The 25,914-nt window shown below is 45.5% G+C and carries 24 protein-coding genes and 1 riboswitch; of the genes, 9 read left to right on the top strand and 15 right to left on the bottom strand.

Going from position 1 to position 25,914, the window contains the following annotated elements; translation table 11 throughout:
- Positions 1–579, top strand: a 579-nt coding sequence (locus tag NQ095_RS05595; protein ID WP_309137615.1) for a glucoamylase family protein, incomplete at its 5' end; no start/stop codon positions are given.
- A gap of 69 nt (positions 580–648) precedes the next feature.
- Here the strand turns inward: NQ095_RS05595 and mmuM are convergent.
- Both mmuM and mmuP read right to left on the bottom strand, forming a co-directional pair.
- Entirely contained in the window at positions 649–1,599 is a 951-nt protein-coding gene (gene mmuM, locus NQ095_RS05600) for a homocysteine S-methyltransferase (RefSeq protein ID WP_258262504.1), read from the bottom strand.
- The gene (gene mmuP, locus NQ095_RS05605; RefSeq protein ID WP_258262505.1) at positions 1,568–2,980 is read right to left on the bottom strand and encodes an S-methylmethionine permease; all 1,413 of its coding nucleotides are present in this window, start codon (positions 2,978–2,980) and stop codon (positions 1,568–1,570) included. Before mmuP ends, mmuM begins: the two co-directional genes overlap by 32 nt.
- Positions 2,981–3,072: 92 nt before the next feature.
- Positions 3,073–3,179: riboswitch (SAM riboswitch) on the bottom strand.
- A 133-nt stretch (positions 3,180–3,312) separates the two neighbouring features.
- Here mmuP and nei point away from each other — a divergent pair.
- The gene (nei, locus tag NQ095_RS05610) at positions 3,313–4,137 is read left to right on the top strand and encodes an endonuclease VIII (RefSeq protein ID WP_258262506.1); all 825 of its coding nucleotides are present in this window, start codon (positions 3,313–3,315) and stop codon (positions 4,135–4,137) included.
- A 69-nt stretch (positions 4,138–4,206) separates the two neighbouring features.
- On the opposite strand, the gene NQ095_RS05615 is transcribed toward nei, so the two are convergent.
- From NQ095_RS05615 to NQ095_RS05645, 7 genes are all read right to left on the bottom strand, one after another.
- Positions 4,207–6,390 (bottom strand): ABC transporter permease, encoded by a 2,184-nt coding sequence (locus tag NQ095_RS05615; protein WP_258262507.1) that lies wholly within the window; start codon positions 6,388–6,390, stop codon positions 4,207–4,209.
- A 32-nt stretch (positions 6,391–6,422) separates the two neighbouring features.
- Entirely contained in the window at positions 6,423–7,124 is a 702-nt protein-coding gene (locus NQ095_RS05620) for an ABC transporter ATP-binding protein (protein ID WP_258262508.1), read from the bottom strand.
- Between the two features lie 2 nt (positions 7,125–7,126).
- The gene (locus tag NQ095_RS05625) at positions 7,127–7,756 is read right to left on the bottom strand and encodes a TetR/AcrR family transcriptional regulator (protein ID WP_258262509.1); all 630 of its coding nucleotides are present in this window, start codon (positions 7,754–7,756) and stop codon (positions 7,127–7,129) included.
- A 146-nt stretch (positions 7,757–7,902) separates the two neighbouring features.
- Positions 7,903–8,475, bottom strand: a complete 573-nt coding sequence (locus NQ095_RS05630; RefSeq protein ID WP_258262510.1) for a cysteine hydrolase family protein — start codon at positions 8,473–8,475, stop codon at positions 7,903–7,905.
- 184 nt (positions 8,476–8,659) lie between these two features.
- Positions 8,660–9,694 (bottom strand): zinc-binding dehydrogenase, encoded by a 1,035-nt coding sequence (locus tag NQ095_RS05635; protein ID WP_258262511.1) that lies wholly within the window; start codon positions 9,692–9,694, stop codon positions 8,660–8,662.
- A 51-nt stretch (positions 9,695–9,745) separates the two neighbouring features.
- A complete protein-coding gene (locus tag NQ095_RS05640; RefSeq protein ID WP_258262512.1) occupies positions 9,746–11,191 on the bottom strand; it encodes a protein adenylyltransferase SelO in 1,446 nt (481 codons plus the stop codon).
- A 111-nt stretch (positions 11,192–11,302) separates the two neighbouring features.
- On the bottom strand, positions 11,303–12,697 hold the full coding sequence (locus NQ095_RS05645; RefSeq protein WP_258262513.1) for an amino acid permease: 1,395 nt from the start codon (positions 12,695–12,697) through the stop codon (positions 11,303–11,305).
- A 208-nt stretch (positions 12,698–12,905) separates the two neighbouring features.
- Between NQ095_RS05645 and NQ095_RS05650 the strand changes: the two genes are divergently transcribed.
- The 3 genes from NQ095_RS05650 to NQ095_RS05660 are packed head-to-tail and all read left to right on the top strand — an operon-like array spanning position 12,906 to position 15,375.
- On the top strand, positions 12,906–13,763 hold the full coding sequence (locus tag NQ095_RS05650) for an ABC transporter permease subunit (protein ID WP_258262514.1): 858 nt from the start codon (positions 12,906–12,908) through the stop codon (positions 13,761–13,763).
- Entirely contained in the window at positions 13,760–14,785 is a 1,026-nt protein-coding gene (locus NQ095_RS05655; RefSeq protein WP_258262515.1) for an ABC transporter permease subunit, read from the top strand. Before NQ095_RS05650 ends, NQ095_RS05655 begins: the two co-directional genes overlap by 4 nt.
- On the top strand, positions 14,782–15,375 hold the full coding sequence (locus NQ095_RS05660) for a hypothetical protein (protein WP_258262516.1): 594 nt from the start codon (positions 14,782–14,784) through the stop codon (positions 15,373–15,375). The genes NQ095_RS05655 and NQ095_RS05660 overlap by 4 nt, the downstream gene beginning before the upstream one ends.
- 142 nt (positions 15,376–15,517) lie before the next feature.
- On the opposite strand, the gene rlmD is transcribed toward NQ095_RS05660, so the two are convergent.
- Both rlmD and NQ095_RS05670 read right to left on the bottom strand, forming a co-directional pair.
- On the bottom strand, positions 15,518–16,882 hold the full coding sequence (rlmD, locus tag NQ095_RS05665) for a 23S rRNA (uracil(1939)-C(5))-methyltransferase RlmD (protein WP_375162816.1): 1,365 nt from the start codon (positions 16,880–16,882) through the stop codon (positions 15,518–15,520).
- Between the two features lie 158 nt (positions 16,883–17,040).
- Positions 17,041–18,207, bottom strand: coding sequence for an N-acetylmuramoyl-L-alanine amidase family protein (locus tag NQ095_RS05670; RefSeq protein ID WP_258262518.1), 1,167 nt, complete (start codon positions 18,205–18,207; stop codon positions 17,041–17,043).
- Between the two features lie 181 nt (positions 18,208–18,388).
- Here NQ095_RS05670 and NQ095_RS05675 point away from each other — a divergent pair, with 181 nt between their 5' ends.
- Positions 18,389–19,660, top strand: coding sequence for a DUF5068 domain-containing protein (locus NQ095_RS05675; RefSeq protein WP_258262519.1), 1,272 nt, complete (start codon positions 18,389–18,391; stop codon positions 19,658–19,660).
- A gap of 54 nt (positions 19,661–19,714) precedes the next feature.
- On the opposite strand, the gene htpX is transcribed toward NQ095_RS05675, so the two are convergent.
- A complete protein-coding gene (gene htpX, locus NQ095_RS05680) occupies positions 19,715–20,596 on the bottom strand; it encodes a protease HtpX (RefSeq protein ID WP_258262520.1) in 882 nt (293 codons plus the stop codon).
- 157 nt (positions 20,597–20,753) lie between these two features.
- Between htpX and NQ095_RS05685 the strand changes: the two genes are divergently transcribed.
- Positions 20,754–21,461 (top strand): DUF1836 domain-containing protein, encoded by a 708-nt coding sequence (locus NQ095_RS05685; RefSeq protein WP_258262521.1) that lies wholly within the window; start codon positions 20,754–20,756, stop codon positions 21,459–21,461.
- A 45-nt stretch (positions 21,462–21,506) separates the two neighbouring features.
- On the opposite strand, the gene NQ095_RS05690 is transcribed toward NQ095_RS05685, so the two are convergent.
- Entirely contained in the window at positions 21,507–23,504 is a 1,998-nt protein-coding gene (locus NQ095_RS05690; protein ID WP_258262522.1) for a YhgE/Pip family protein, read from the bottom strand.
- A 118-nt stretch (positions 23,505–23,622) separates the two neighbouring features.
- On the opposite strand from NQ095_RS05690, the gene NQ095_RS05695 reads away from it, so the two are divergent.
- A complete protein-coding gene (locus NQ095_RS05695) occupies positions 23,623–24,525 on the top strand; it encodes a LysR family transcriptional regulator (protein WP_258262523.1) in 903 nt (300 codons plus the stop codon).
- A 59-nt stretch (positions 24,526–24,584) separates the two neighbouring features.
- Here the strand turns inward: NQ095_RS05695 and NQ095_RS05700 are convergent, their stop codons facing one another.
- Together NQ095_RS05700 and NQ095_RS05705 are read right to left on the bottom strand one after the other, a co-directional pair.
- Positions 24,585–25,076, bottom strand: coding sequence for a GyrI-like domain-containing protein (locus NQ095_RS05700; RefSeq protein WP_258262524.1), 492 nt, complete (start codon positions 25,074–25,076; stop codon positions 24,585–24,587).
- 383 nt (positions 25,077–25,459) lie between these two features.
- Positions 25,460–25,615, bottom strand: a complete 156-nt coding sequence (locus NQ095_RS05705) for a hypothetical protein (RefSeq protein ID WP_258262525.1) — start codon at positions 25,613–25,615, stop codon at positions 25,460–25,462.
- A gap of 115 nt (positions 25,616–25,730) precedes the next feature.
- Here NQ095_RS05705 and NQ095_RS22545 point away from each other — a divergent pair, with 115 nt between their 5' ends.
- On the top strand, positions 25,731–25,907 hold the full coding sequence (locus NQ095_RS22545) for an ATP-binding protein DrrA1-3 family domain-containing protein (protein ID WP_375162817.1): 177 nt from the start codon (positions 25,731–25,733) through the stop codon (positions 25,905–25,907).
- The last annotated feature ends 7 nt before the right edge of the window (positions 25,908–25,914 follow it).

Raw genomic sequence — 25,914 nt, forward strand, 5'->3', positions numbered from 1 at the left:
GGTGTAGAGGTCTTCGAAGGACATTACAGCTACAAGGGCACTAAATATGTACCAAGCTGGGGAGGTAGCATGTTTGAAGCATTGATGCCACAGCTGGTACTGAAGGAAAGAGAACTGGGAAAAAATGCACTTGGCTTGAACAACAAGCGTCATGTCGACATCCAGATTCAATATGCGAAAGATCAGGGATATGCAGCCTGGGGCATGTCACCTGCAGCCACACCGGATAGTTATTCTGAATTTGCCGCTACACCTCTCGGGATGGACGGTTATAAGTCAGATGGCACTGTCACACCTCATGCCACATTCCTTGCACTGGAGTACGCCCCAATGGAAGCGTTCAAAAACATCCAGGCGTTGAAACGTTTCGACATGTACGGAAAATACGGATTCCTTGATTCAGTCAATGTGGAAACAGGAGAAGTAACAAACGCCTACCTCGCTTTAGATCAAGGCATGACGATGATCTCAATCGTCAACTATTTAAAGGATGGTGTCATACGGGATTACTTCCATCAAGATCAAATCGGGAAATCTCCTGAGGACTTACTGATGAAAGAGACGTTTTCTATTCAATAATAGTATCGATAATCTTACAAAAAGCCCAAGTGATACATCTCTTGGGCTTTTTGTATGTAAATGCATGGACTACCTCCACCTCTTCGCCAACGCCTCAATATCCCCGGGATCTGTCCGGCAGCAACCACCAATGATACGGGCACCTGCTTCGTACAAAACTACTGAATCCTCATCAAACGCACAACGCGCTTCCTCCCCATGCCACGTTTTAGTCCCCGCATCGTAAGTCTCACCTGAGTTCGGGTACACGATGATTGGTTTGTCAGTGTGTCTGCATAATACGCTCATCACCTGCTTGGCCGCAGGAATCGGTGTACAATTCACACCAATCGCAGCGATCTGTTCATTATCATTGAACACCCGCGCGCACTCCTCCATCCCCGTGCCATCACTTATCGTCTCTCCATCCTTTAAAGAAAAAGACAACCAGGCGCAAGTTTCCGGAAATTCTTTTAAAAGCGAAGCGAGGACTTTTGCTTCCTGCAAGGATGGGATGGTTTCAAATGCCAGCACATCAGCACCCGCCTCCACTAATGCCTTGATCCTCGGAAAATGGAAATCTACTAGCTGTTGATCACTTACCCCATAGTTTCCCACATATTCAGAGCCGTCTGCCAGGTATGCCCCGTAAGGTCCTACAGAACCGGCGACGATTGGTTTCGGACGATTCTTATTTCCCTTCTCTTCCTCCCAGAAGTCATCCCGGGCCTGCTTGGCAAGAGCAACTGTTTTCTTGATTAATTCCAGCGCTTCCGGTTTCTCTATTCCACGCTTTCGAAAACCATCCACCGTTGCCTGGTAGCTGGCTGTAATCGCACAATCGGCTCCTGCACGGAAATAATCAGCATGAACCTTCTCAATCGCTTCCGGTTTTTCAAGGAGGACACGGGCAGACCAAAGGGGATCGTTCAAATCACAGCCGTGTGACTCCAGCTCTGTGGCCAATGCTCCATCCAAAATAATCAGGGAATGTGCTTGTAAAATCGCTTCAATGGGATTCAGCTTCAGTTGATTCGACATAATCTTTTCCTCTTTTCTTCATATATTGTGTTAGATAATAGCTTCCATAGCAAAAGGCGATAAACGGGATTCCACAATATAGGGCGATCCTCTGAGTGGGATCAAAAGCAATGCCGATACAGGAAGCGAGACAAAGCAGGAATGACGCAATCGGAACGACTGGATATAACGGCGTCCGATAAGCCAGGTCTTTCACATCGTTTCCTTCTCTTAAGTACTGTCTTCGAAATAGAAACTGGGCAGCACTAATGCTCATCCACACGATGACTACCGCTAGACCTGAGACCGAAACCAATACGATATAGACGGTCCCCGGTGCAATGATGCTTGAAAGCAGGGCAAGTCCCCCTCCAAGCATGCTGCATATCATCGCATTAATAGGTACTCCCCTATCAGTCACTTTGGCAAAAATCGGTGAGATGGTTTGCTTATCTGCCAGCGACCATAGCATTCTGGAAGAAGCATACAAACCTGAATTTGCCGCTGATAAGATAGCCGTGATGATGACAAAATTCATTAAATCGGCTGCATAAGGAATTCCAATCCGCCCAAGCACTGCGACAAAAGGGCTTTCCAACACACCCGCTGACTGGCTCGGTAATAATGCCGATAATACGACAATCGTCCCTACATAAAAGAGGATCAATCTCACAAGCGTAGTGCGGATGGCTTTAGGAATCGATGTTGATGGATTCTCTGTTTCTCCCGCCGCTACCCCGATTAATTCTGTTCCTGAAAAAGCAAAATTGACGGCAAGCATGGTCATCAAGATGGCAAATGCCCCGTTCGGAAATAACCCTGAATTGGAGATATTCGAGAAAAATGGAGCGGGCTCTGAATGACCGAGAGGGATGAACCCGACGATCGCCCCTGCCCCGATCACAATAAACGCCACAATCGCAATCACTTTCACTAAAGAAAACCAAAATTCAGATTCAGCAAAAAAACGCACTGACAATGCATTAAAGAAAAAAATCAACGCAGCGAAGACCGCGCTCCAAATCCATACACTAATCGAAGGGAACCACCGCTGCATCATCAAGCCTGCCGCCGTGAACTCCGACCCCAATGCCACCGTCCATGTCAGCCAATATAACCAGCCCACCGTGTAACCGGTCCCCGGACCAATGAATTTTGCAGCATAACTATGAAAGGATCCGGTCTCCGGCATATGGACAGACAGCTCGCCTAAACACAGCATCACTAGATACACCACCAGGGCCCCGATCAAATAAGCAAGGATCGTCCCAAACGGTCCAGCCTGATGAATGGTATACCCCGAACTTAAGAAAAGCCCGGTTCCGATCACCCCTCCAAGAGACAGCATCACTAAATGCCGTGTCTTCATCTTTCTTTTGAAACCCTGTGCTCTGTTTTCCATACAAACACCCTTCCTTTTAAGTTGATTGAGGAATGGGTGAACAAACAAAAAACGCACCCTGAACGAGTGCGTCACCGACAAATAAAAGATTGCTCCTATCTATCAGGGTTTGAATCACCCGCTGGAATTAGCACAGTATCTTCAAAGACCTGTTGCTGAGGCTTCAAAGGGCCAGTCCCTCCACCTCTCTGGATAAGAAAATATTTTTTTAAAACTCTATCAATATATCGGAATAATGTCAAGACCATGAAACTGATGGGTAGCCGAGCCCATCCAATGGTTACACGAAGGAATAAAAAGGGAACAACTATAGTAAAAAAGGAGAAACTGCCATGCCAGAAGGTCCCGAAATCAGAAGAGCAGCCGATAACGTTGAGCGTGCTCTTAAAAATAATACGGTGGAAGATGTTTATTTTGCCTTCCCTCATTTAGAAGACTATGAAGATCTGCTGAAGGGGTCTATCGTGACAAGAGTCGATACGAAAGGAAAAGCCATGCTCATCCGCTTTGACAATGGATATACCATCTACTCCCACAATCAACTTTACGGAAAATGGTATATCAGGAACACCTACAATTATCCGAAAACAAATCGCCAACTCCGATTGGCCCTTCATAACGAGAAAAAATCCGCCTTTCTCTATAGTGCGTCGGATATCGAGGTTCTCAGAGATGAAGAGGTGCCATCACACCCATTCATCTCTAAAGTCGGTCCAGACCTTTTAAGCGAAGAGGTATCCGTAGATGAGCTGGTGGGGCGGATGAAGGACAAACGATTCCGAAACCGCAAATGGGCGATATTATTGCTTGATCAAGCATTTGTCGCCGGAATCGGTAATTATTTGCGATCTGAAATTTTGTTTGTTGCCGGTATACATCCTTCCCTCAGGCCTGTCGACTGTACAGAGGATCAATTAAACAAAGCAGCCCATGCGGTCATGAGTTTAGTTAAGCAATCGTATGAAACTGGAGGTATCACGAATGATCCCGACCTTGCGCAGAAACTGAAAGACCAAGGAGTAAAGCGTTCCCGCTACCGTCACTGGGTCTTTAACCGGGAAGGGGAATCTTGCTTCATCTGTGGAAGCGAAATCGAAAAGACGGTGGCCGCGTCAAGAAGGCTGTATTATTGTCCGGTTTGTCAAGGAATCGAATGATAGATAAAAGGGTACGCGGCACCTTAATGCCACGTACCCTTTTATCAGTTTAACGTCAAACCACAGTTTCTATTCCGTACTCCGGTTAATCGCTTCTTTCATTGAAATCCCTTTTAATTTCCGATGATTCAGCCACAGTGATACATAATACGAAATGATGATGATACTAAAACTGATGAGGACACTCATCCAATCCAGCGTGACAGGAATCGTCACATTCATTTCTGAAGTGATCGAATTCATAAAGGCTGAAATCGAGAAAACAGTCACAGGAACGCCTATTACATACCCAAGGATGATAAACCAAATATTATAGCCGATCATCATGTTCATGATCGACTTCTCCCGATAGCCGATGACTTTCATGAGTGAAATTTTGAATGAATTTTCCTCAATTAATAATGAGATCAATATATAGATGATGATGACCGCAATGATGGCGGCAACAAGGGCAATCGCTGCCACACCATAGTTCAACGGCTTAATCATTTCCTTGAAACCGTCAATCGTATCGGATGATTTTGTCTCCGAGACAATCTGATCTTCCGGCAAGTTGAGTTCTTTGTTTGTATAAATTTCCGTATAACTTCCCGAAGGATAATCATTTAATCGGTTGAATTCATCGAGTGGCATATAGATCATATTTCCGAGATAGGATTCAGCGATGTGATCAATGGTGAGCGTAAAGGATTGGTCCGTCAATTCATTTGTCACATGAATCGAATCCCCCTCTTGGATCCCTAATTTATCTGAGAGTGATTTATTCATGACCACTGAATCGAATGTTAGCCTTTCTCCGCTTGCGTCCTGCAATTGAATGGCTGTATTATCCGGCTTCAGGCCAGTGATCATGACGCTCTCCTCATCTGTGGTAAATGGTGCAACGGATCCGACCTGTCCCGATTCGGGCTCTATAGTCTGTGGAGCATTGAATAGATAGCTATACTCATAGTCGTATACTTGTTGAAAATTATCGGTCACCAGGTACTCCATCGAATTCTTGGTGACGAACCCGAACAACAATAATAATGTCGCAAACATCACACCTATGATCAAAAACAGTGCCCTGGGAAGGTTTCTCATGATTTCCCTGATTACAAATTTCCGGCGGAACGGCAGTTTCTTCATTTTAAACATCCGCTCCAGCCTGCTCACTTTAACCTTTCGTTCCCCACCTTTTATCAAACTCACCGGCGGGATCTTCAAGACACGGTGAACCAAGTAGTAGGTGAACGGGATGAACAGTACAAGTGGCAGAAAAATGCTCACAAGTAAATATCCCACATGCAGTTTCACATCCAGTACGGGCAGATTATAATAAGCCGAGAAAGTGGATAGCAAGGGATGCAGGAATACCCAGCCAAGGATTGTACCGACCATGCTTCCTGTGGTGGCAAGAATTCCGGCATAAGAAAGATAATGACGGATAATTTCCCTTTTCCTGTATCCGAGGGCATACAATGTACCGATCTGTACATATTCTTTCTTCATTAAGCGCCACAATAATATAAGAATGATCACCATACTAATGAACAGAATACCTATCGGAAGAAATTGTCCCATCTTTTTGACACCAGCAATATCCCCTTTGATGAAGGAAATGCGATTATTATCTTTTTTATCTGTCCATTTGATGATTTGATTCGATTGATTGATTTGCTTTTTCAATTCTTCCGGGGAAGCATCCGATAGACGTACACTATAGTAAATGCGGTGATTTTCCCACTTTGAAAATACAGATGGTTTCACGACGGCGACACCGAATGCATCAGGATTTTTCAGGAAGCCAGATTCATCCTTTAATGGATAGATGTAGTCCGGAATCGCCATGTATCCTGTAACATGGAACGTTTCCCCTCCCAGTTCAACCTCGTTTCCAATCGCCACATCATGGGCTTTGGCGAAGCCTTTATCCACTAATATATCGCGGTCCGAAGACAGGGTTTCCCCTTCCACCACAGTGGGAAGATTGATTTCATCCGGTTCATCCAACAACCTGAGAGTCGAATCTTTATTATATGGAAGATCGGTTGCAACCCTTTGCTCGATCTCTGCCCCACTCTCCTTTTCCATTTCTTCGATATCCTTCAAAGGCTGTTGTGTCATGAACTGAGCATCTTCTACTTTATTCTCGTTAAAAAACATCTGTAAATTATCAATGAGATTTGCTCCGGCTGCTGTGAATGCGTAAAATACGATCGAGCTGATGACAATCAGAAACCACGCAGAAAAAAACTGCGCTTTTTTTTCCATTATGGTCCGAAAAAGCTTTTTCCGAAGAGGCATCACCACTCAACCCCTTCAGCTGAGGTTTGATGTTCATTGACAAAGTCGGATTCAACCTTCCCATCTTTCAGTGTGATGATCCGGTTCGCCATGCTTTTGATTGCTTGGTTATGGGTGATGATAAGGACTGTCGTGTTAAATTCTTTATTCACTTTCTCGATCAACTGCAGAATTTCTTTCGATGTGACTGAATCCAATGCTCCAGTCGGTTCGTCACATAATAATAGTTTCGGAGCCTTCACGACGGCACGGGCGATCGAAACGCGTTGCTGCTGTCCTCCGCTTAATTCACGAGGAAAGCGATCCTCCATCCCCGACAATCCAACAGCATGAATCACTTCCGGAATAGACAATGCCTCCCGACTGATATTCGCCGTCAATTCAATATTTTCATAGACCGTTAAATTCGGGATCAGATTATACATTTGAAAGACAAAGCCAACGTCTTCCCTTCTATAATCCACAAGGTCTCGATCACTCAATCGGCCGATATCTTTCTTATTGACCTCAATGGTCCCGGAATCAATTGCATCAATGCCGCCAATGGCATTCAACAACGTGGACTTCCCTGAACCCGATGGACCGAGGATGACGACTATCTCACCCTCCTCCACCTCTACATGAATATCCGTCAGTGCATGAAAGGTGGTTTGGCCGCTTTGATAGGTTTTATGAACTCCATTGATGCTCAAGGTGCTCATGTTCATTCCTTCTTTCCCGGTTTTATTTTCCCTGCAAATAAAAATCGTATGTGCCTCGATAGTTGTTCCTTATAAGCTTCAAGATCCATTTCTTCGTTATACATGTAGAACATCGTATCGGACATGGCTGCACTATAGATGGCGTAAGCCGCTTCTTCTGGATCAATCTCTACGGCAAAGCAATCTGAATGGCTTTCAATCATATACATGACCCACTTCATCATCTCTTCATCAATGCCGAATAACCCCTGTCTCAACCGGATGCTCTCTTCCACTTCTCCCGTCATCACGTGAAACAACTCGCGCCAAAAAGCTTTCGGATAATGCTGAAAAAATTCTGCAAATCCCTGCATGGCCCCAATCACACTTTCTACCAGATCTCCACTCTCATCTGAGGAAAACGGATCTTGAAGCGCTTCTTTCATCCCCCCCGCTTCTTCTGTGAAAATCCGCAGCAGCAAAGCCCCCTTAGATGGAAAATAATTGTAGATGGTCCCGGTCCCCACACCTGCATCCTTCGCAATCTCTGCCATGGAAGCCGTTTCGAATCCCTTTTGAGAGAAAATGTTCTTCGCTGATTCCATGATGTTCAGCTGGGTTTGCCGTTTCTTATCTTCACGTAATCCTGCCATAGTCACTGCTCCTTTGATCACAAAATATGAACGCGTTCATTTATGAATACATTCATATTTTAACTGGAAGGATATTGATTGTCAAACAGTGCTTGTTTCAGAAATAATAAAGCCCACTTCATCAAATGAAGTGGGCTCGTACTTTTTTACATTCCATATTCTTTCCGATACTCATCATGCTTCGGCTGGAACAGTTCTTCATTGGATGGCCTCACATCCGAGAAGTGATCCACATTGTAATGTCCCCTTAAAGCAACATTATGATGGGCGATGATTTGCTCCGCCTTCAAGGCTTGAGAGTCCTTGGTGGAATGGCCGTCAGCCACCAGGGTGACATCGAATCCGCTGACCGTCGCATAACGGACAGCCGTGTCGATGCAGTGCTCTGTCTGACAGCCCGCCATCACGAGATGCCCCACCTCTTTTTCTTTTAAGAATGAGAGTAACGGCGTCCCGTAAAACGAATTGGTGGCAAGCTTATCAAATACCGCTGCATGATCCGGAATCTCAAGGTCCCGATGCACCTGAAACCCTTCTCCGGTACCGCCAGCGACGTCTTTATCCCTGATGAAGACGATGTGGGCGTCCGCTTCCTTTGCTTGCATGATCACGCTGTTTATTGTCTCGATCAGTTCTTCTTTTTGAAAGACAGCTTGCTCATTCTCGTTTCCTTCCACTAATTCCTGCTGCACATCAATGACTAGTAATGCCTGTTTCACATATAAAACCCCTTTACGATTTTAGTCCTCTTTTAAATGGATGTCGTTCGGTAGTCTTTTTCATCATGAACCGCCCCCTTTAAAGTCTATATATGTATAGTTCGGCTTAACCACCGTTCAATCCTTTAACACATGCAAAAAAAGCCCGGAGTCACATATGACTCCGAGCTTCATAGCATGTCTGTCATGGAAGTAGGACGATCTTTCCCAGTTTTCCTGAATGTTTAAAATAGGTTTGTGCTTCACCCGCTTGTTCCAGTGGGAACGTCCGGTCAATGACCGGCTTGATTTTCCCTTCGGAGATCGCATCAAGCATCCGTTTGAACTCTTCTCTTGTTCCCAAGACCGAACCATAGAACGTGATATGCTTTAAATAAAGGGTTCTGAAGTCGAGTTGCGTTTTCTGACCACCGGCTGACCCTGATATACAGAATTTACCGCCTTTTTTCAAGACTTCAAGGGATGTTTCGAACAGTGCATCCCCTACTACATCCAACACGGAATCGACCGGACCTCCATTTACCTCAACGATTTCCTCGGCAAGGTTTGGTGACTTATAGGACAAGACGTGAGTGGCACCGAGCTCTTTCATCTTGTCTTCTAAAGCCAAGTCCCCCACTAGGGCAATGACCTTTGATCCGAAAACCTTGGATGCAATTTGAACATTCAATGATCCCACACCGCCATTGGCACCGGTGATGACGATCGTTTCCGAAGGCTGAGCCTGGATCTGTTCCACCATATGCCATGCCGTCAAACCGCTGACGGAAAACACGGCACTTTCTTCATACGCGGAGAGAGGCATGTCATAACAGAGTTCCGATGGCCAGGCGACGTATTCAGCATATCCCCCGTCATATTCGGAGCCGATGAATGACATATCATCTGATATATGTTCGCTTCCTTCCGCACCACTTGATGTGAATGGGAAAAGGACAACAGATTTCCCCAACAAGGTTTCAGAAACATCGGCACCCACTTCTACTATTTCACCGGTGATATCCGAACCGGGAATCCGTGGGAACTGCACACCTTCAGGACGCCAGCCAGACTTTTCTTCCGTTCCATAGGCGCCTTCTCTCATCCAGATTTCAGTATTGTTGATGGCACATGCTTTTACTTTGACAAGGACCTCTCCCTTTTTTGGGGTCGGAATTCGAATATCCACTACTTCGAGCATGTCGACATCCCCATACCCCGTAACTTGAACAGCCTTCATGTGTGTCCCGCCTTTCCGTTTTTTTTCCAGTGTTGCCGAAAACCCACTTCTTTACGTTCCACAATAGGTACGATACGGACGGTTAGACGGACTTGGAAGTGTGCAGTACTCTTCCTGTTTTGCAGAGTAAGCGTACGGATCTTTCAGAACCGCAAGCAAGTCGTTCATGACAGTGAGATCATCCTCTTCGACTGCTGCCTTGAGCGCTTCTTCGACCCTGTGGTTGCGCGGGATGACCGACGGATTGCTCGTGCGCATCCGCTGTTGGGAAGCTTCCATCGTCTCGTCCTGTCTCCCTAACCTTTCCTTCCATCGTTCTTTCCAAACCGCAAAATCAGGAGTCTTGAACAAGTCTGATTCTTCACGCCCCAGTGTCAGGCTCCGGAATGTATTCGTAAAGTCTGCCTGATGCCTATTCATGAGATCCAGCAGTTCTTCAGCAAGGGAACGATCTCCTTCTTCACTATTGAATAATCCCAGTTTCGCCCTCATGCCACTCAGCCAATGACCCTCGTACAACTCAGGGAATTCAAGTACCGCATCCTGTGCAAGTTTCAAGGATTCTTCCTGTTCCTCATGGAGGATCGGAAGCAGGCTTTCGGCAAAGCGGGCGAGGTTCCATCCAGCAATCGGCGGCTGATTCCCATATGCATACCTTCCTTGTGCATCGATGGAACTGAAGACCGTTTTCGGGTCATACGTATCCATGAAGGCACATGGCCCGTAATCAATCGTTTCCCCGCTGATCGTCATATTATCTGTGTTCATGACACCGTGGATGAAACCGACCATCTGCCACTTTGCGATAAGGGCAGCCTGGCGTTTGATGACTTCCTTCAGAAGGAAAAGATAACGGTTCGGTGCATCAAGGCCATCTGGATAATGGCGCTCGAGGGCATAATCAGCAAGGGCACGCAGATCATCCACCCCACCGAATCTTGAAGCGAACTGGAACGTCCCGACACGGAGATGACTGGCAGCCACCCTGGTCAGGATCGCACCCTGCTGCTCCGTTTCCCGGTAGATGGGTTCTCCTGTAGTGACCACAGCAAGACTCCGGGTCGTTTGAATCCCGAGTCCGTGCATCGCTTCACTGATGATGTGCTCCCTGAGCATGGGACCGAGTCCAGCACGACCGTCCCCTCCACGGGAGTAAGGGGTTCTTCCTCCCCCTTTAAGCTGAATATCAAATCGTTCTCCCCCTGGCGTGATCTGCTCCCCAATCAGCACAGCGCGTCCGTCACCCAGCATATTGAAATGTCCGAACTGATGGCCGGCATAGGCTTGAGCAAGGGGATCGGCTCCTTCTGGGATTTCATTGCCCGATAGTACATCCGCTCCAAGTCTTTCGACATCGAGCCCCAGGGACTCAGCAACCTGCTCATTTAAAACAACCAGCTTAGGTGCACGCACCGGTTCCGGATCCTGACGAGTGAAAAATGTTCCGGGAAGATTTCTATAACTGGTTTCAAGTTTCCAGCCTGCTTGCTTTTCCATAGTCTTCCTCTCCTCCTTTTCATTAAGTAAAACAAAAAACCATAGACTTTGTTCTATGATTTTTTGGTGAAGTTCCCTTTTATCTCCCCTTCATTATACCCTTCTTTTCCGCTAATGTCCTTTATGGCCCCTGCGGAAAACACCCCAATACGACAGATAAATCACAAGGATCAATCCCAGTGAGATGAACAACCCGATTCGTTGATTCACGTGGACCATGGCACCTGAAATCGCAAGGAGTATCAGAGCGATCCCTGAATATGAAGTAAAGGGGTAACCAAACATCTTAAATTTCCCATTCGATGCGTCATAGGAGGGATGGAGCTTAATGTGGGAGACAAGGATAATGCCCCAGTTCAGGATCAGCATGACTCCTGCTGCAGTGGTGATATATTCATACACTTCATTGGGCAAAAGGAAGGAAAACAGAATTGATATCCCTAGCCCGACCGCAGTGATCATCAAGGACTTCACAGCCACTCCCCGGTCATTTTTTTCAGCGAATCCCTTCGGTGCATCCCCATCAACAGCCAGGGATATCATCACGTTCGTGATAGAGAATAAGGCCCCTACCATCGTCGAAAAGGCCGCACTGATAATGATGATATTGAAAATCGAATCAAGGAACGGAATGTGGTAAGCCGAGAGCGCCGTAACAAACGGGCTTTCTGACTCATTGATCTTTCTCCAAGACACCATGCTCATGACAAAAAACAAGGAAAGAACATACACCGTCACCAATGAAAACAATGTCCCCTTCCCTGCCTTAGGGACATCTTTCTGGTCCCGCAATTCATGGGAAGCAATTCCAAGAACGGCAATTCCCCCGAATGAAAAAAACACAAAAATCAGTGCCGCCCAGGTTCCTTTTATTCCCTCAGGCATGAAAGGTGAGATGCCTGCATCCTTGGCCGACGCAAGCTCTGAAGGCGTGATAATGTGAAATAACAGGAGAGCACCGAACACAATAAAAATAAGCAAAGTGGATAATTTGATTACGGCAAAAACCGATTCAATTTTGCCGAAGTTGCTCGCCCCCAAAAGATTGATGCCAAACCCGAGGACGGCATAAAGAATGGAAAAGATCCATAAAGGGACTTCTGGAAACCAAAACTGAGTGAACGTCGATAACGCCACGATTTCACTGGACATGATCAGGATACCTGATAGCCAGTACATCCACCCTGAAACAAACCCGAAAGAATGTCCGAATGCTTTCTTCGCGTAAATTCGGAACGTCCCCTTTTGTGGATCGTTCGTGATCATTTCCGCCAGGGCACTAAACACGAAATACGCCGTCAATCCGGCGATGATGTAATCGATGAGTATGGAAGGTCCGGCCGTCTTGATGGATAACCCTGTCCCCAGAAAGAACCCTGCCCCAATCACTGATCCGATCCCAATCAGGGAAAGCTGCCACCAGCTGAGCTTGATTCCTTCCCTTTTCTCCTGCTTTTTCTTTTGGTGATGAGCTACCGTCTGGGTCAATAAATGCTCGTCTTTCATCCAACCATCCTTTCCTATGTATACATACCCATAGGTTTTTCATGAGATGGGATTACTATACAAATAGCTAATACCCGATAGAATAACACAATTGTAAAAATTTAAATTATTTTGAAATTATTGTAACAAATCGTTATAATTGACCTAAAAGATAATGGGGGTGTTTCCACTGAAAAGATTCAATGTTGTCGGTCTACCCATTCAGTTCTTGCTTACATGTATCGGTCTATTCCTTTTCAGCGGCGCAGGTTCTCTGCTTGCATACGATACTGAATTAGTCATCATGCTGGGGAAATATCTTCAAACCCTTCAGGAAATCGGACGTGAAATGCTCCATCCCACTTCTCTCATTTTCAAAGTAGGGGATACCATGGACTACAAAAGCTATCCGCTTTACCCGCTATTTTTTCAATTGTTCGGTTACTCATTCTCACTTTTAGTTCTGGCTTTTTTCCTGGCTGCCTTCACGTCTTCCCTTTTGAGCTATTTATTTATGTTTCTGCCAAAGAGGGTATATCGCTTCTGCTTCCGTTTACTCGACTCACTGGATTCCCTTCCCGACGTCATGATCATCGTGATTATCCAGCTGTTTATCGTCTGGTTTTTCAAGAAAACGGATATTTTGCTTTTTGATATTTATACTTTAGGCGATGAAAAGATCTATCTGCTTCCGATTATTTGTCTTGCCATCATGCCGATTGCTTTTTTAACAAAGCATTTCTTATTCCAGCTTCGAGAAGAAGAAGAAAAGCCTTATGTGGAGTACTCTTATTCTAAGGGGTTTTCAAAAGCCTATACGATATGGGTTCATTTATTTCGAAATGTGTGGCTACACTTTTATTTCCATATTAAACCGATCTTTCTTTTGATGCTTTCAAATCTGTTGATCATCGAAATCCTTTTTAATATCAACGGATTTATGAATGTACTTCTCGATGTTTCAAGGAATACGCCAAGTGCGTTTTTCGTCGGGATGCTGATGATTTACATACCGTTTTTTCTTATTTTTACTTTGGGAGCCGTTTTTCTAAAGAAATGGTTATCGGGAGAGGAGATCAGTACATGAGAGTGTTTAAATCACCACGCTTCTGGCTGCCTTTAGGTTTTCTTCTGATTCTGATCTCAGCAAGCTTCATCGTGCCCACCGTCTATCCGGAGCTACTGGAACCGGGCCCCCCTTATTTGAAGGATGATGCAGGGAAGATCATCGCGGATCCCCCTTATACGATGGAGGAAATGAAGCCGCTGGGGAGTGACAAACTCGGGCGGAATTTATTTTATTTACTATTGTCCGGTGCGAAGTATACCCTGCTGTCGGCTATGATCATCGCCCTCCTCCGCATGGCCGGTGGGTTCGCGTTCGGTATGATATATGCTTTTCTCCCTGATTGGGCCAGGCAGATGATTAAGGGAATCGGCGATACATTCAACTTCATCCCCCTTGCAATCATTGCTTTCGTTCTCCTCACTCCCCTGCAACTTGCCTTTGAAGCAGAGGCAATGTTTTCGTTCAGGTTTCTGGTCATTGAAGTATTCGTGATCGCCATCATCGTGATCCCTTCTCTCGGCTTGTATATTGGGGAAGAAATGAAGGAGTATTTAAAGAATGATTTCGTTAGTGTATCGAGACAAATCGGGGCATCGAAATACTATATAATCAAGCGGCACCTGCGTCCACAGTTCAGCCGTCATGCCCTTGTCATGTTTTCAGAGCAAATATCACAGACCTTATACCTTCTCATTCAACTCGGGGTTCTGCATATCTGTTTGGGAGGGTTGAAGATAGCGGAGTTCGGGATCTTGGAGCACATACCTGAATACTTCTCTTATACAAATGAATGGGCAGCGACGATGAGCATCAATATTCAAATGGTCTTTCTTCATACGTGGTTGGTGCTGACACCACTACTATTTTTTGCGATATCCATCTTTTGCATCAATGAAGTGACCAGATTCTTAAAAGAGGTTCTGCTTGAAGATAACCACCCTGTCGGAGAAGCAAAGCCCCTTTCCAAACAGACGCCACCTTCGTCCATGTTTGATGACCCATTCACGTTTACAAACCGCTCAAGGGAGGAATTCCATTGAGAAATCGACTTCTATTTATTCTCTTTGCCATTCTCACCGTACTGACCGGATGCAGGGTTGAAATGGCAACGGAACTTCCTCAAAAACCAGAAGCTCCGTCCGGGGTCAGGATTGAAATGAGCGGTACCGTCTCCCTTCAAGGAAAAGAACTTATCGTTGAAGGGAAATCCAATCTTCCAGAGGACAGCATCATATTTGCTGGCCTCAAAGATTATGGTGAAATGGAATCTTACGCCAGGGTCATCAACTGGCAGGGAGAAGAAACGGATGAATATGTCACGGAAAGCACCGGGGTAGTGGACGATAAAGGAAACTTCCAAATCAAAGTGGACCGGGTCAATCCGGAATCCCGCTACAAGCTGGAGGTCCTTTTTAACCCCGCCATCCAAAAATCCAAGATCCAGGAAATCTACGGCTTCTGGGGAGAGGACATCGCCCGGAACATCGGCTACCTCGATTTCGAGTATAATGGCAACACGCTATCCGGGATGATCAAAGTCGCCCCAATCGTCAGTATCACAGACCCAAAAGGGGACGGTGCCAAATGGAATCTCACCAACATCCCGAACAAATCCAGGGCACTGAAGTGAGAAATGAGGGACGGACCTCTATACATGACTAAAATTCATGGTTGAAGCATTAATGGGAGGTCCGTCCCTCTCAGCATTGAAAAATCCCTGACGCTGAGTTTGGCGTCAGGGATTTCTTCGAAGGGAACATGAGTAGTTCCTATTATGAGTTCAATGTCAGTGTCGCGACACATTCCACGTGCACTGTATGAGGGAACAGGTCAACAGGTTGAACTGCATCAAGGGTGTAGCCGAATGGCTCAAGCTCCTTAATATCCGTCGCGAATGTATCCGGGTTGCATGAAACGTACACGATCCGCTCTGGTTTCGCACGTCCGATCCTTCTCATCACCTTCCCTCCTGCACCGGAACGCGGAGGATCCAGCATCAACAGCTGCGGGTGGCCAAAAGTTTCGAGCATTTGGTCGATTCCTTTCCGTGCATCCTTCGCAAGGAATGTAGTATTTGAGATCCCATTATCATCAGCATTCCGTTTCGCCGATTCGATGGAGCTTTCCACGATTTCAATACCTGCAAGCTCACCTACTCTGCTTGCGAATGGAAGGGAGAATGTCCCTACCCCACAGAAAAGGTCGATCATCTTTTCCGTTTCTTTCGGCTGGCTCATTTCGATCGCCAGGTCCACGAGCTTCTGTGCCTGGGTCGGATTCGTCTGGAAGAACGTATCAAACCAAAGACGGAAACGGTAGCCGTCCATTTCGTCATAGATGAAATCACGTCCGTCCAACAGATGGATCTCCTCCGCCTGAGTACGGTCTGCCCATGCCGTGTTTTCCAGCCATAATAAGCTTTTTACATGAGGGAATTTCTCGCCGACACGCTTGACCAAGTCCCGAACGGCTTGCGGATGAGAGTCCGGCGCTTCCGTTGCGAATAAGGCAAGCATCAATTCGCCTGTCGCAAATGATTGGCGGACCATTAAGTGGCGCAGTAATCCTTCATGCTTGTCTTTGTCATACCCTTGTAAATGATGATCCTTCACCCAATCAGCGACTTCCATCGTCGCTTCCACCATCTCCTCACTTGCGATCAGGCACGTTTCAAGAGAAATGATCTTTCGGAAATTCCCTTGTTCATGCAAGCCGAGGGCTCCCTCCGGTGAGAAGGTAAACTCCATTTTATTGCGGTAACGCCAAGGATTGTCCATCCCCATCGTGGCACGGACAAGTTCGGGATCAAAGCCCTGTTCCTTCAGAGCTTCTTTCACGTGATCCGTCTTGTGCTTCAGCTGACCTTCATAGTCCCAATGCTGCCACACACAACCGCCGCATCGTTCAAAATGCGGGCAAGGTGGAGCTATGCGTTCTCGGTTCGGCTCAAGTATTTCATCCGCCATCGCTTTCCGTTTTCTTCTGTCCGGCTGGTCGACTGTCACTTTCACCTTTTCCCCAAGCAGGGTCTGGGGGATCGTCAGCCTCAGCTTCTTCGGATTCCCCAGTTCATTCTCACGCCAAATTACAGCCTGTCCGGAACCCTTTTGATCTAACTCTTCTATAGTGGCAACCATCGTTTCTGGTTTGATATTCGACAATGTTACGTCCTCCTTCAAATTGCTCTCTAACTCTATACTTTATTAAAAATAGAGGCGGAATGCAACAGGGACATGGGGCCAGGGTGCACAAAGAAGGAGCCTTGATTGCAAGGCTCCTTCACTGTGTAAATAGATTAATAGGCTTTGTAACGTCCGAATTCCCCGGTGATATAAGCTCTTCTTCCGTTGTAGACGACTTCCCAATAGCCTGAGCTGCTGTTTTTCCCTCTGACGGATCCCGTGACGGGGATGGTCCGTCCTTTTCTGATGGTACTCAGATCTTTTGATGCGAGGCGATCCGGACGATCTTGTATGATGGCGGCATTCGCGACGCCAATGATGGTGATTTCCCCAATGGCAATCGGTCCTCCTGTTGCAGGTGGCGGTGAGACTGGTCCCCCCTGCTGTCCACTTCCTTCCACCTTCACATATTTCGGTGATGCCGTCACATAAAACACATAGCCCCTGGAGTTTATGACTTCATACATATCGGCACCTTCCACCTTCAGCTTCCGTACAATCGTTGGAAATCCATACCCGTACTTCAATATTCCGGCACGGTAGGTATCATCGAAGGTCGGCCGGCTGTAGAAGTCAAGACCTTCTGCTCCTTTATAAATACTCTCAACGCGCTTGCCGACAACATCCCCGCTGCTTGTCCCACCGGAAACGGGAGGTGATCCGACGTTTCCGCCGTTACCTGCAGCCACATAGGACACCCCGAAGAAATCACACACTCCCAGTGCCTGCTCCCTTGCCGTTTCACGCTGAAAATCTTCATTGATCATGAGCAGCCCTTCCCTCTCATTATCCATGAAGCCGTTCTCTACAAGAACCGCAGGCCCATTGAACTCCCTCGTCATATGAAGATTCTGCTCAATGATTCCCCGGTACACCTGCTTCGTGCCCTGCTTCAAGTACTTTGCGATATTCTCAGCAAGTTTTCGATCCTTTGCATCATTGAAATATATATGGAGCGAATGGCCTTCTGCATCCTTCCCCGGGCCGTCAAACTTCCCATCGAAGGCATTATAATGGTTGGAAACCAATGCATCCGCCCCCATGGAATTCGCGATATCCGTTCTCACCTGAAGCGGAGTATCTGCATCTGTCGGAGCCGTTAACAGCGTCCGGAATCCACATCTCTCCAATTCCAATTTTAAATATAAGGTAACTTTCTCATTGAACTCATTTTCCCGGATCTGCCTTCCAATCGACGGAATATAAGGCGTCCGTTTACCTGCTGTCCCAAGACCGTGACCATCATCCAATGCTATTAAATAATCACTAGCTTTTGCCATATTTTGTATCCTCCTTTACTAGTAAAATATTCATAGCTTGTACAAATGGTCACGGCGAGGGGGGATAAAACAGGCTATATTAGAAACATTCCACATTTTACTACTAAAAAGGTTTATAGATTACCAAAATTGGATAATTATTGAAGGTATGTAGTTATAACAAAAAAAGGATGTGGTTTAGTTGGCAGTAAACAAGTCTTGGATTCTATCATCTATCCTTCTATCAGCCCTTTTACTCGGAGCTTGTGGAAATAGTGAAAAGGCAACGGAAGATAAAAAGACAAAAGAAGAAGAAAAACCAAAAATGGAAGAGACATCTTCTGATACAGAAAAGGATGTTAAAGAAGATGTGAAGGAAGATACTGGAACTAGTAGCGATGGAGATGTTTTGAACCCATATATTGAAGAAGAGACCGGCGGTAAGGCAGAAATCCTGTATACCAATAGCAGCCCTGGATTTGAAAGTGACGAAAACGGATTTAAAGTAACCGTTGATGAGTATCAGATCGCAAAGGTAACAGATATGGATCAATCTACTGCCAACCGTTTTGATGGTTCCAACACAGGGTACATCGTTACAGCCCTAATGACCGTAGACAATCAATCTGGCAAACCAGTATATTTTAATGGGACAACCAATATCCGCCTTCAAGATGAGCTAACCTACGTTCCGTCCAATACTAGAAACTTCATTGAAGAAGGCAAAGGTCTTAGACCAAAGACTTATGAGTCTGGAATTGACGGAAATAATAATATGTATGAAGATGGAGAAAAGACGTCAGGTCTAATTACATATAAAATGACTGAAGAACAATACAATATGATGAAAAACGTCAAACCAAAATTCATTTTGGAATCCAGTGCTTCTCAAAGTAAGGATTTCAAAGGCTCCGGAGAATTCATGCCTGAGAAGATCTTTGAATTTACTTACAGCGGAGAACAAGCTGAAGCAGCGGCAAGCGCACCTCAATTTTACCCGGACAGCATGACAACAGATAATATTGCCGATAAGAAGATGATCTTCGAGAAGAATGATATCAATAAAACAGAAAAAATCGAAGACGCCGTCGACATCAAATTAGTTGGTGTGCAATACACGGAAGTTATCCCTACAACCGGGAATGAATCCAGGTTTGGAGAGGACGAAATGGTCGCACTGACAGTCAAAACAACAGTCAAAAATAATACTGATTCAGAATTAAACTTATTCAATCTATCCGCCAAAGTCACAATTGATGAGGACCGGGGTTATACTCGCAATAATGGGTTTGCAGAACCCTCTGAGCCAAAGAAGGTTAAAGCAGGTGAAGAAGCCGACAGATACTTTGTGTTTTTATTTCGAAAGGATGAATTTGAATTATTTAAACAATTCGATATGGAGATCGGTCCTTTCTTTGGTGAAAAAGAGTATCTATTTGGAGAGAAAACGGTTAATTTCCAACTGCCACGCTAAAATAATAAGGTGCCAGACCCCACAAACGGGATCTGGCACCTTTTTCATCATCTATTATTTTGCCTGCAAACGACTGATCCGCTCATCCAAGTCCGGGTGAGTCGAAAACATCGCCGATTTACGACGTCCATTGATTTTCAATGTAGAGATGGCTGTATCATCTTCACCCTTCATGCGGCTTGAGTAAGCTTTTAACATTTGAAGGGCGTGGACCATTTTATCCTTACCGGCAAGGTCTGCTCCGCCTCTATCTGCGTGATACTCACGATGGCGTGAATAAGCGAAGACAACCAGACTTCCCAAGATCGAGAAGACGATCTGGAAGACAATCACGGCAATGAAATGCACGATCGGTGCCATTTCTTCTCTTGCAAAACGCGACGCAATCCATGCTGCGATCCGTGCCAGGAAGACAACGAATGTATTGACCACACCTTGCAGCAAGGTCATCGTCACCATATCCCCGTTTGCAACGTGGGCTACCTCATGGGCAATGACACCTTCCACTGCATCATCATCCATTTCACGAAGCAATCCAGTTGAAACGGCAACAAGTGAGCGTTTCTTCGAAGGACCTGTAGCGAAGGCATTCACTTCAGGAGAATGATAGATTCCCACTTCCGGCATATGCGTGAGCCCTGCAGCTCTTGATAGGCGGTGGACCTTCTCGACCACGGCACGTTCCTCAGAAGATAAAGCGCCATCTGGATTCAATACCTGGACGCCCATCATCCTCTTCGCCATCCAACGTGACATCGCTAAAGAGATGAACGATCCGGAAAAACCGATGATTGCACTGAATACAAGCAGTGCGCCTAAATCCAATCCACCTGTAGCAGTGATATAATTCCCCGCTCCTGTGACGGAAAAAATGATACTAATCGTCAGTAGTACTAAAACGTTCGTTAACAGGAAGTAAAATATACGTTTTCCCATCTTGATTCTCACTCCTATTTCAAGTTCAAATGAACCTGTATCTGAACCTATTATAAATCTTTCATGGGCAAAATACAAGCAAAAGGTGAAATTGACGGGACTCCACCTAACCAGTAGTATAGAAGGAGATATTTGCAAATGAGACGGGGTAATCACGATGGAAACGTTTAAACTGACACGCAAAAATATGGCAGACCTGTTGCTCTCTCTGAACGGCACCAGCAGCAGGACCCCACACCATGCCCTTTACGATGCGTGGGGGAATATCCATAATGAGGATGAACTGCCACCAATCATTCAAAAAATACTCAAATCCGCCAAAGGCGAAATAGGCTTTTCCCTTAATGAGATCGTCTCCCTGGGAAACCTGATCGAATTCACCAACTTTCCACAAAGCACCGTACAGAACTGGGTGAAGCGGGATGTAAGAGGGTTGATCGGTTCCCCCCAACTCGGTAAAAAATACACCACCGAACAGGCTGCCATGCTATTCATCGTCGAAGACCTCAAAGCGACGCTTGATTTTGAATCCATCCGTAAGATTCTGACTCTCGTGTTCAATAATATCGAGGACCGCACCGACGACATCGTCAATCCCACGGATCTTTATCTTGCCTATGCATCCGTCTTCGATCAGATCCATCATCAATCCTTACCTTCCATAAAAAGTGCTGATGGTTCGGTAAACGAGCATATTGACGGATTCATCAAGGAAGAATGCCGAGTAATGTTGGAAACATTTGACGGGATTGCGGAGGAAAACCTCACCAAAGTCCTTAATGTCATGATCGTATCGGTGCTGACAGTGCAAGCTGGGTTTTATCATGCTGTAACGAAAAAATATGTAATGGATGCCTTATCTTAACAAAAAATGCCTGTCCCCTTTTTTGGGGGGCAGGCATTTTTTAAATCATTCCGCGACTTCGACTTTCTTCGAATGTTGCACGTGGGTGGTAAACCAGGCAATCCCCCCGGCCACAGCCAAGTATCCAAACAGGATCCACAGCTGGTGCGCAAGCTGCGTGAAGTCACCTAATGTAATGACTTCCTGGAAGCTGCTCAACGAGTGAGCCATCGGTAGGTTCTCCCCGATGATGCGCAAAATCGGCGTATTCAAGTCTCGAGGGAATGTCCCTCCGCATGTTGCCAGCTGCAGGACGAGGAAGGTGACCGCCAGAAACTTCCCAACGAATCCGAATACGGTGATCAGCATAAAGATAAAGGTCATAAATGTGAAAGAAACGATGACACTTGATAGAATAAACAACGGTATATTCACGACTTCTAAATGGAAACCAAAGAGAAGGACCGCGTCGACGATGAGTGCCTGAATGGAGCCGATGGCAAACACCAATCCCCATTTATTGATGAAATGGGTCGTCCCGTTCACGCGAAGATCATTGCGTCTGCCAAGAGGGAGTATATTCGCCGCCATGATTCCGCCGACGTATAAGGCCAATGACAAGAAATAAGGTGCGATTCCGGTTCCATAGTTCGGCACCTTGGATACATTGGATTTCACAAGATGGACGGGATCAGAGAACATGGACGATAGCTCCTCTGTTGAATGAACCACTGACGTTTTTTCTGCTGCATCGGCGAGTTTATCAGCTAATTCCCCTGAGCCGGATTCAAGATCGGTCAGTCCCAGATTTAAAGTACTGACCCCTGAAGAAAGCTTGTTACTTCCGTTTGATATACGGCCGATTCCGGCAGTCAAGGTTGTGAATCCCTTGTTCCAGTCGGCAATCCCCGAAGAAAGTGTAGACGAACCGGACGCTAATTCTGAAGCTCCCTCAGATGCCTGGTTCAGTTTGTCTGTGAGCTGGGAGAACCCTGCATGCAGCTGATTCTGTCCACCTGCAAGCTGTTCTGTTTGCTGGTAAAGCTTCGATTGCCCGTTCTCAAGCTCCGATGTGGATGATGCTAAATTTCTTGATAGTTCTTGAATACGTTCAAATTCAGCATCACCTTTCGCCTCCGGATGTGACTCTTCATACGATTGAAGCTGACTCGCAAGCTTCTCCGCATTGACATTTGCTTCCGATTGTCGCTGTTTGAGCTGATCCTCTGCACCTGCTAGCTTATTCGTTTGACTCGCCAGTTGTTCTGTGCCCGTATTCATTTTCTCACCTGCTTGTGACAGGCTCTTCATCCCACCGGCTAATTGGACTGAACTTGAGTGTAAATGCTGGAGACCACTCTCAAGGGAATCTGCACCTGTTGAGAGTTTTTCACTACCAGCTTGAAGCTCGCGGAATCCTTCTCCTAGTCCGTTGATCCCAGTTGCAAGTGAATTCATTCCTGCCTTTTCAGCTGCAATTCCATTATGCAATCTGCTCGCTCCGTCACTCGCCTTCGTTAATCCCTTACCTAATTCCTCAAACTTTGAAAACACTCCGTCTGCATAGGATTTGGAAATCGTATCAGACAGCTTGCTTTTCATTTTTTCTGTAGCACTCGAACTTATTTGAGAGGCTACGAAGTTTTTACCAGGGTTGTCCTTGTACAGAAGTTCGGCTGGCTTGGGATGTTCATCCATTAATGTGCTCACCTTTTGCGAGAAGTCTTTTGGGATGGTGACGACCATATAGTACGTACCTTCTTTAAGGCCTTCTTTAGCTTTAGTAGGGGAAACGAACTTGAAATTCAAATCTTCTGACTTTTTCAGTTCCTTAACAAAATCTTTCCCAGCTTCTATCGGCTCATCCTCCATTACGGCTCCCTCGTCTTCATTGACGATGGCTACAGGTAGTTGCTCAAGCTTGCCGTATGGATTCCAGTAACCTGACAGGAATAATCCCGAATAAATTAATGGAACTAAAAGAAGAAAGCCGAGGGCGATTCTTCTGTGCTTATGGCTTAACATTGCTTTTAAATCTTGAAATATTAATGCGAATCCTTTCATAACAAACTCCTTCTCATACTCATTTACATCCATTTATCATACGTGGATTAAATAATAATGTATAATACATAATTAGTTATACATATATAGCTTTCAGTCTATGTAAGGATGTGATTGTATGGAACTACAGCAGCTGCACTACTTTCAAACCGTGGCACGGTTTGAGCATATGACTAAGGCCGCGGAGGAATTAAGGATCGCCCAGCCCTCTCTGAGTAAAACGATTTCCCGGTTGGAAGAGGATCTTGGCGTGCCTTTATTTGAACGACAACACCGTCAGATTAGGTTGAACCGGTATGGGAAACTGTTTCTGAGTCGAGTGGAACGTGTATTCATGGAAATCAAGGAAGGGAAAAGAGAGATTCTGGAGGCAATGAATCTTGAGGAGCACACCATCCGTATGGCCGTCACGATTCCCAGGGTGCTTCCGGATTTGGTCGGGTCGTTCTTGAAAGAAAACCCCCACGTCCGATTTCAGCAATTCGTGCACTCCATGTCTGAAATGAAGGAGCAACTAAAGAATGGAGAAGTCGATTACTGCATCTCCTCCATTCCCTTGGAAGATGATGAAGATATCGTTTGGGAGCCTCTGATGACAGAGGAGATCTTTCTCATCGTCCCTCCAGGTCACCGGTTGGAAGACAGGGATGAAATTGATTTGATCGAGGTGAAGGATCAACCGTTCATCAGCATGAACACAGGCTACGGCCTCAGGAACCTGACCGATGATATTTGTTTGCAGGCAGGATTCTCACCTGTCATCTCTTTCGAAGGAGATGAGCCCGGTGTCATCGGGGACCTCGTCAGACAGGGTCTAGGCATCGCCTTCATCCCAGCCATCTCATGGATGAATCGCCGGACACCCTTCCCCCACAAAATACGGATCAAGACCCCAACCTGCGAGCGCACCATCGGCCTCGGCTGGTCCAAACGAAGGCATCTCACCAAAACTGCCAAAGAATTCCACCCATTCATGATCAACTACTTCAATAAAATTGGCATGAAACTGAACGAATTATAAAGGGACGGACCTTCATTTTCACAAATGAAGGCCCGTCCCTATTGGGTTTCACCTCAAATTCACAGGTCCGTCCCTCTCTTGATAGGGATCCACACCTCTTCTACTGCGTTGGGGTCCGAAGGGTTGTAGTGTTCGTCGAAGCGTTCGAAGTGTTCGCGATTGTCTAGTTTGTATTCTGATGCAAGCATCCACTCGGTGTGGATGTATTCCAGGGTTTCGTGGAAAGTGCTGGCTGGGCCATGGTGAAGGAATTTGGCGTATAGTCCACCTTTCATGGTGTATGTATCCATCGCTACAGGTTTATCTTCAAATGACTTCACCTCTACTGCTGCCCATTTTTCGAAAGGTGTTGAAGGGGTTAATTGCTTTACATCAAACCCTGGTTCGAATACCTTCATATTATAAAGTTTTTCATCTACACGATGAGAAATCGCCTTTCGATGTGGCATGAAGCTTTGCCAGAGTTCTTTTGTAGAGTCCTCCACCAACGTCATGCGCCTGGATTTCCCTATAAATTTCTTAGCTTGCAGCGATACAATTTCAGGTTTCAAATGGCACTTCCTCCTCATAAATATGGCAAGTAGTGAATGTTATTTTTCTCCATGGCTCTAACTCTTATGTCTCGATCATTCTTTTGATTCTCTCCAATAATAAAAAAAGACGTAATACATGCCCAAAAGTAGATATGTATTAAAAAAGTAAAACATTTGATCAATGAAAAAAGTATCTATTTCATCCGTTATAATGAAAAGGAGACCCGTTACAATAAAGTAGAAAATCACATAACTGATTACTCCTTTCACCCCTTTTCCCATCCTTCTCTGAATCCACTTACCCGCCAATACCGGAAGAAAGAAAATACGACTAAACCGATTATTCATTTACTCCCTCTTTTCATCAATAGAATCCCATATAACCATACTACTCACCTCACTTACTCCTTCTCTTTATACATCACGAGTGCCCCACAGTCGAAAATAGTCATTGAAAATTTAATATTTATGACTTCGACATTGCTGTCCTCCAAGAATTGATTTACTTTTCTATTTAAACCTGTCTCTGTCATGCTTCTAAACATACTGATTTTCACTTTCTCCACTCCTCATTTATAAAGAACGTCTTTCCTTATATACGGATATGTACTTAAAATGTTTCAATGAATGTTGCATCCTGCATTACTTTCAAAAGTTCAAATAGGAACAATAATGCTTACCTCGTGCCCTGGCACCGAGTTAGAATTAGCTGACAGTCATTTTAAAATGTGTGTATCCTCTGAGAAAAAGATTGCGGATATTATCCGAGCTTTAAATAATGTAAGAGTAGATATATTGAGGGTAGAGGTGGAGGAACCTTCTCTGGAAGAAATGTTCTTAGAAGCCTAGTTATTTG

Origin of the sequence: Rossellomorea sp. SC111 (assembly GCF_024733565.1) — a bacterium.
GTDB lineage: Bacteria > Bacillota > Bacilli > Bacillales > Bacillaceae_B > Rossellomorea.

Bases quoted from the DNA above. Each gene is read 5' to 3' on its own strand.
- mmuM (WP_258262504.1), bottom strand. From the start codon at position 1,599: ATGTCGAATCAACTGAAGCTGAATCCCATTGAAGCGATTTTACAAGCA.
- mmuP (WP_258262505.1), bottom strand. From the start codon at position 2,980: ATGGAAAACAGAGCACAGGGTTTCAAAAGAAAGATGAAGACACGGCAT.
- nei (WP_258262506.1), top strand. From the start codon at position 3,313: ATGCCAGAAGGTCCCGAAATCAGAAGAGCAGCCGATAACGTTGAGCGT.
- NQ095_RS05615 (WP_258262507.1), bottom strand. From the start codon at position 6,390: ATGGAAAAAAAAGCGCAGTTTTTTTCTGCGTGGTTTCTGATTGTCATC.
- NQ095_RS05620 (WP_258262508.1), bottom strand. From the start codon at position 7,124: ATGAGCACCTTGAGCATCAATGGAGTTCATAAAACCTATCAAAGCGGC.
- NQ095_RS05625 (WP_258262509.1), bottom strand. From the start codon at position 7,756: ATGGCAGGATTACGTGAAGATAAGAAACGGCAAACCCAGCTGAACATC.
- NQ095_RS05635 (WP_258262511.1), bottom strand. From the start codon at position 9,694: ATGAAGGCTGTTCAAGTTACGGGGTATGGGGATGTCGACATGCTCGAA.
- NQ095_RS05640 (WP_258262512.1), bottom strand. From the start codon at position 11,191: ATGGAAAAGCAAGCAGGCTGGAAACTTGAAACCAGTTATAGAAATCTT.
- NQ095_RS05645 (WP_258262513.1), bottom strand. From the start codon at position 12,697: ATGAAAGACGAGCATTTATTGACCCAGACGGTAGCTCATCACCAAAAG.
- NQ095_RS05655 (WP_258262515.1), top strand. From the start codon at position 13,760: ATGAGAGTGTTTAAATCACCACGCTTCTGGCTGCCTTTAGGTTTTCTT.
- rlmD (WP_375162816.1), bottom strand. From the start codon at position 16,882: ATGGTTGCCACTATAGAAGAGTTAGATCAAAAGGGTTCCGGACAGGCT.
- NQ095_RS05670 (WP_258262518.1), bottom strand. From the start codon at position 18,207: ATGGCAAAAGCTAGTGATTATTTAATAGCATTGGATGATGGTCACGGT.
- htpX (WP_258262520.1), bottom strand. From the start codon at position 20,596: ATGGGAAAACGTATATTTTACTTCCTGTTAACGAACGTTTTAGTACTA.
- NQ095_RS05685 (WP_258262521.1), top strand. From the start codon at position 20,754: ATGGAAACGTTTAAACTGACACGCAAAAATATGGCAGACCTGTTGCTC.
- NQ095_RS05690 (WP_258262522.1), bottom strand. From the start codon at position 23,504: ATGAAAGGATTCGCATTAATATTTCAAGATTTAAAAGCAATGTTAAGC.
- NQ095_RS05695 (WP_258262523.1), top strand. From the start codon at position 23,623: ATGGAACTACAGCAGCTGCACTACTTTCAAACCGTGGCACGGTTTGAG.
- NQ095_RS22545 (WP_375162817.1), top strand. From the start codon at position 25,731: ATGCTTACCTCGTGCCCTGGCACCGAGTTAGAATTAGCTGACAGTCAT.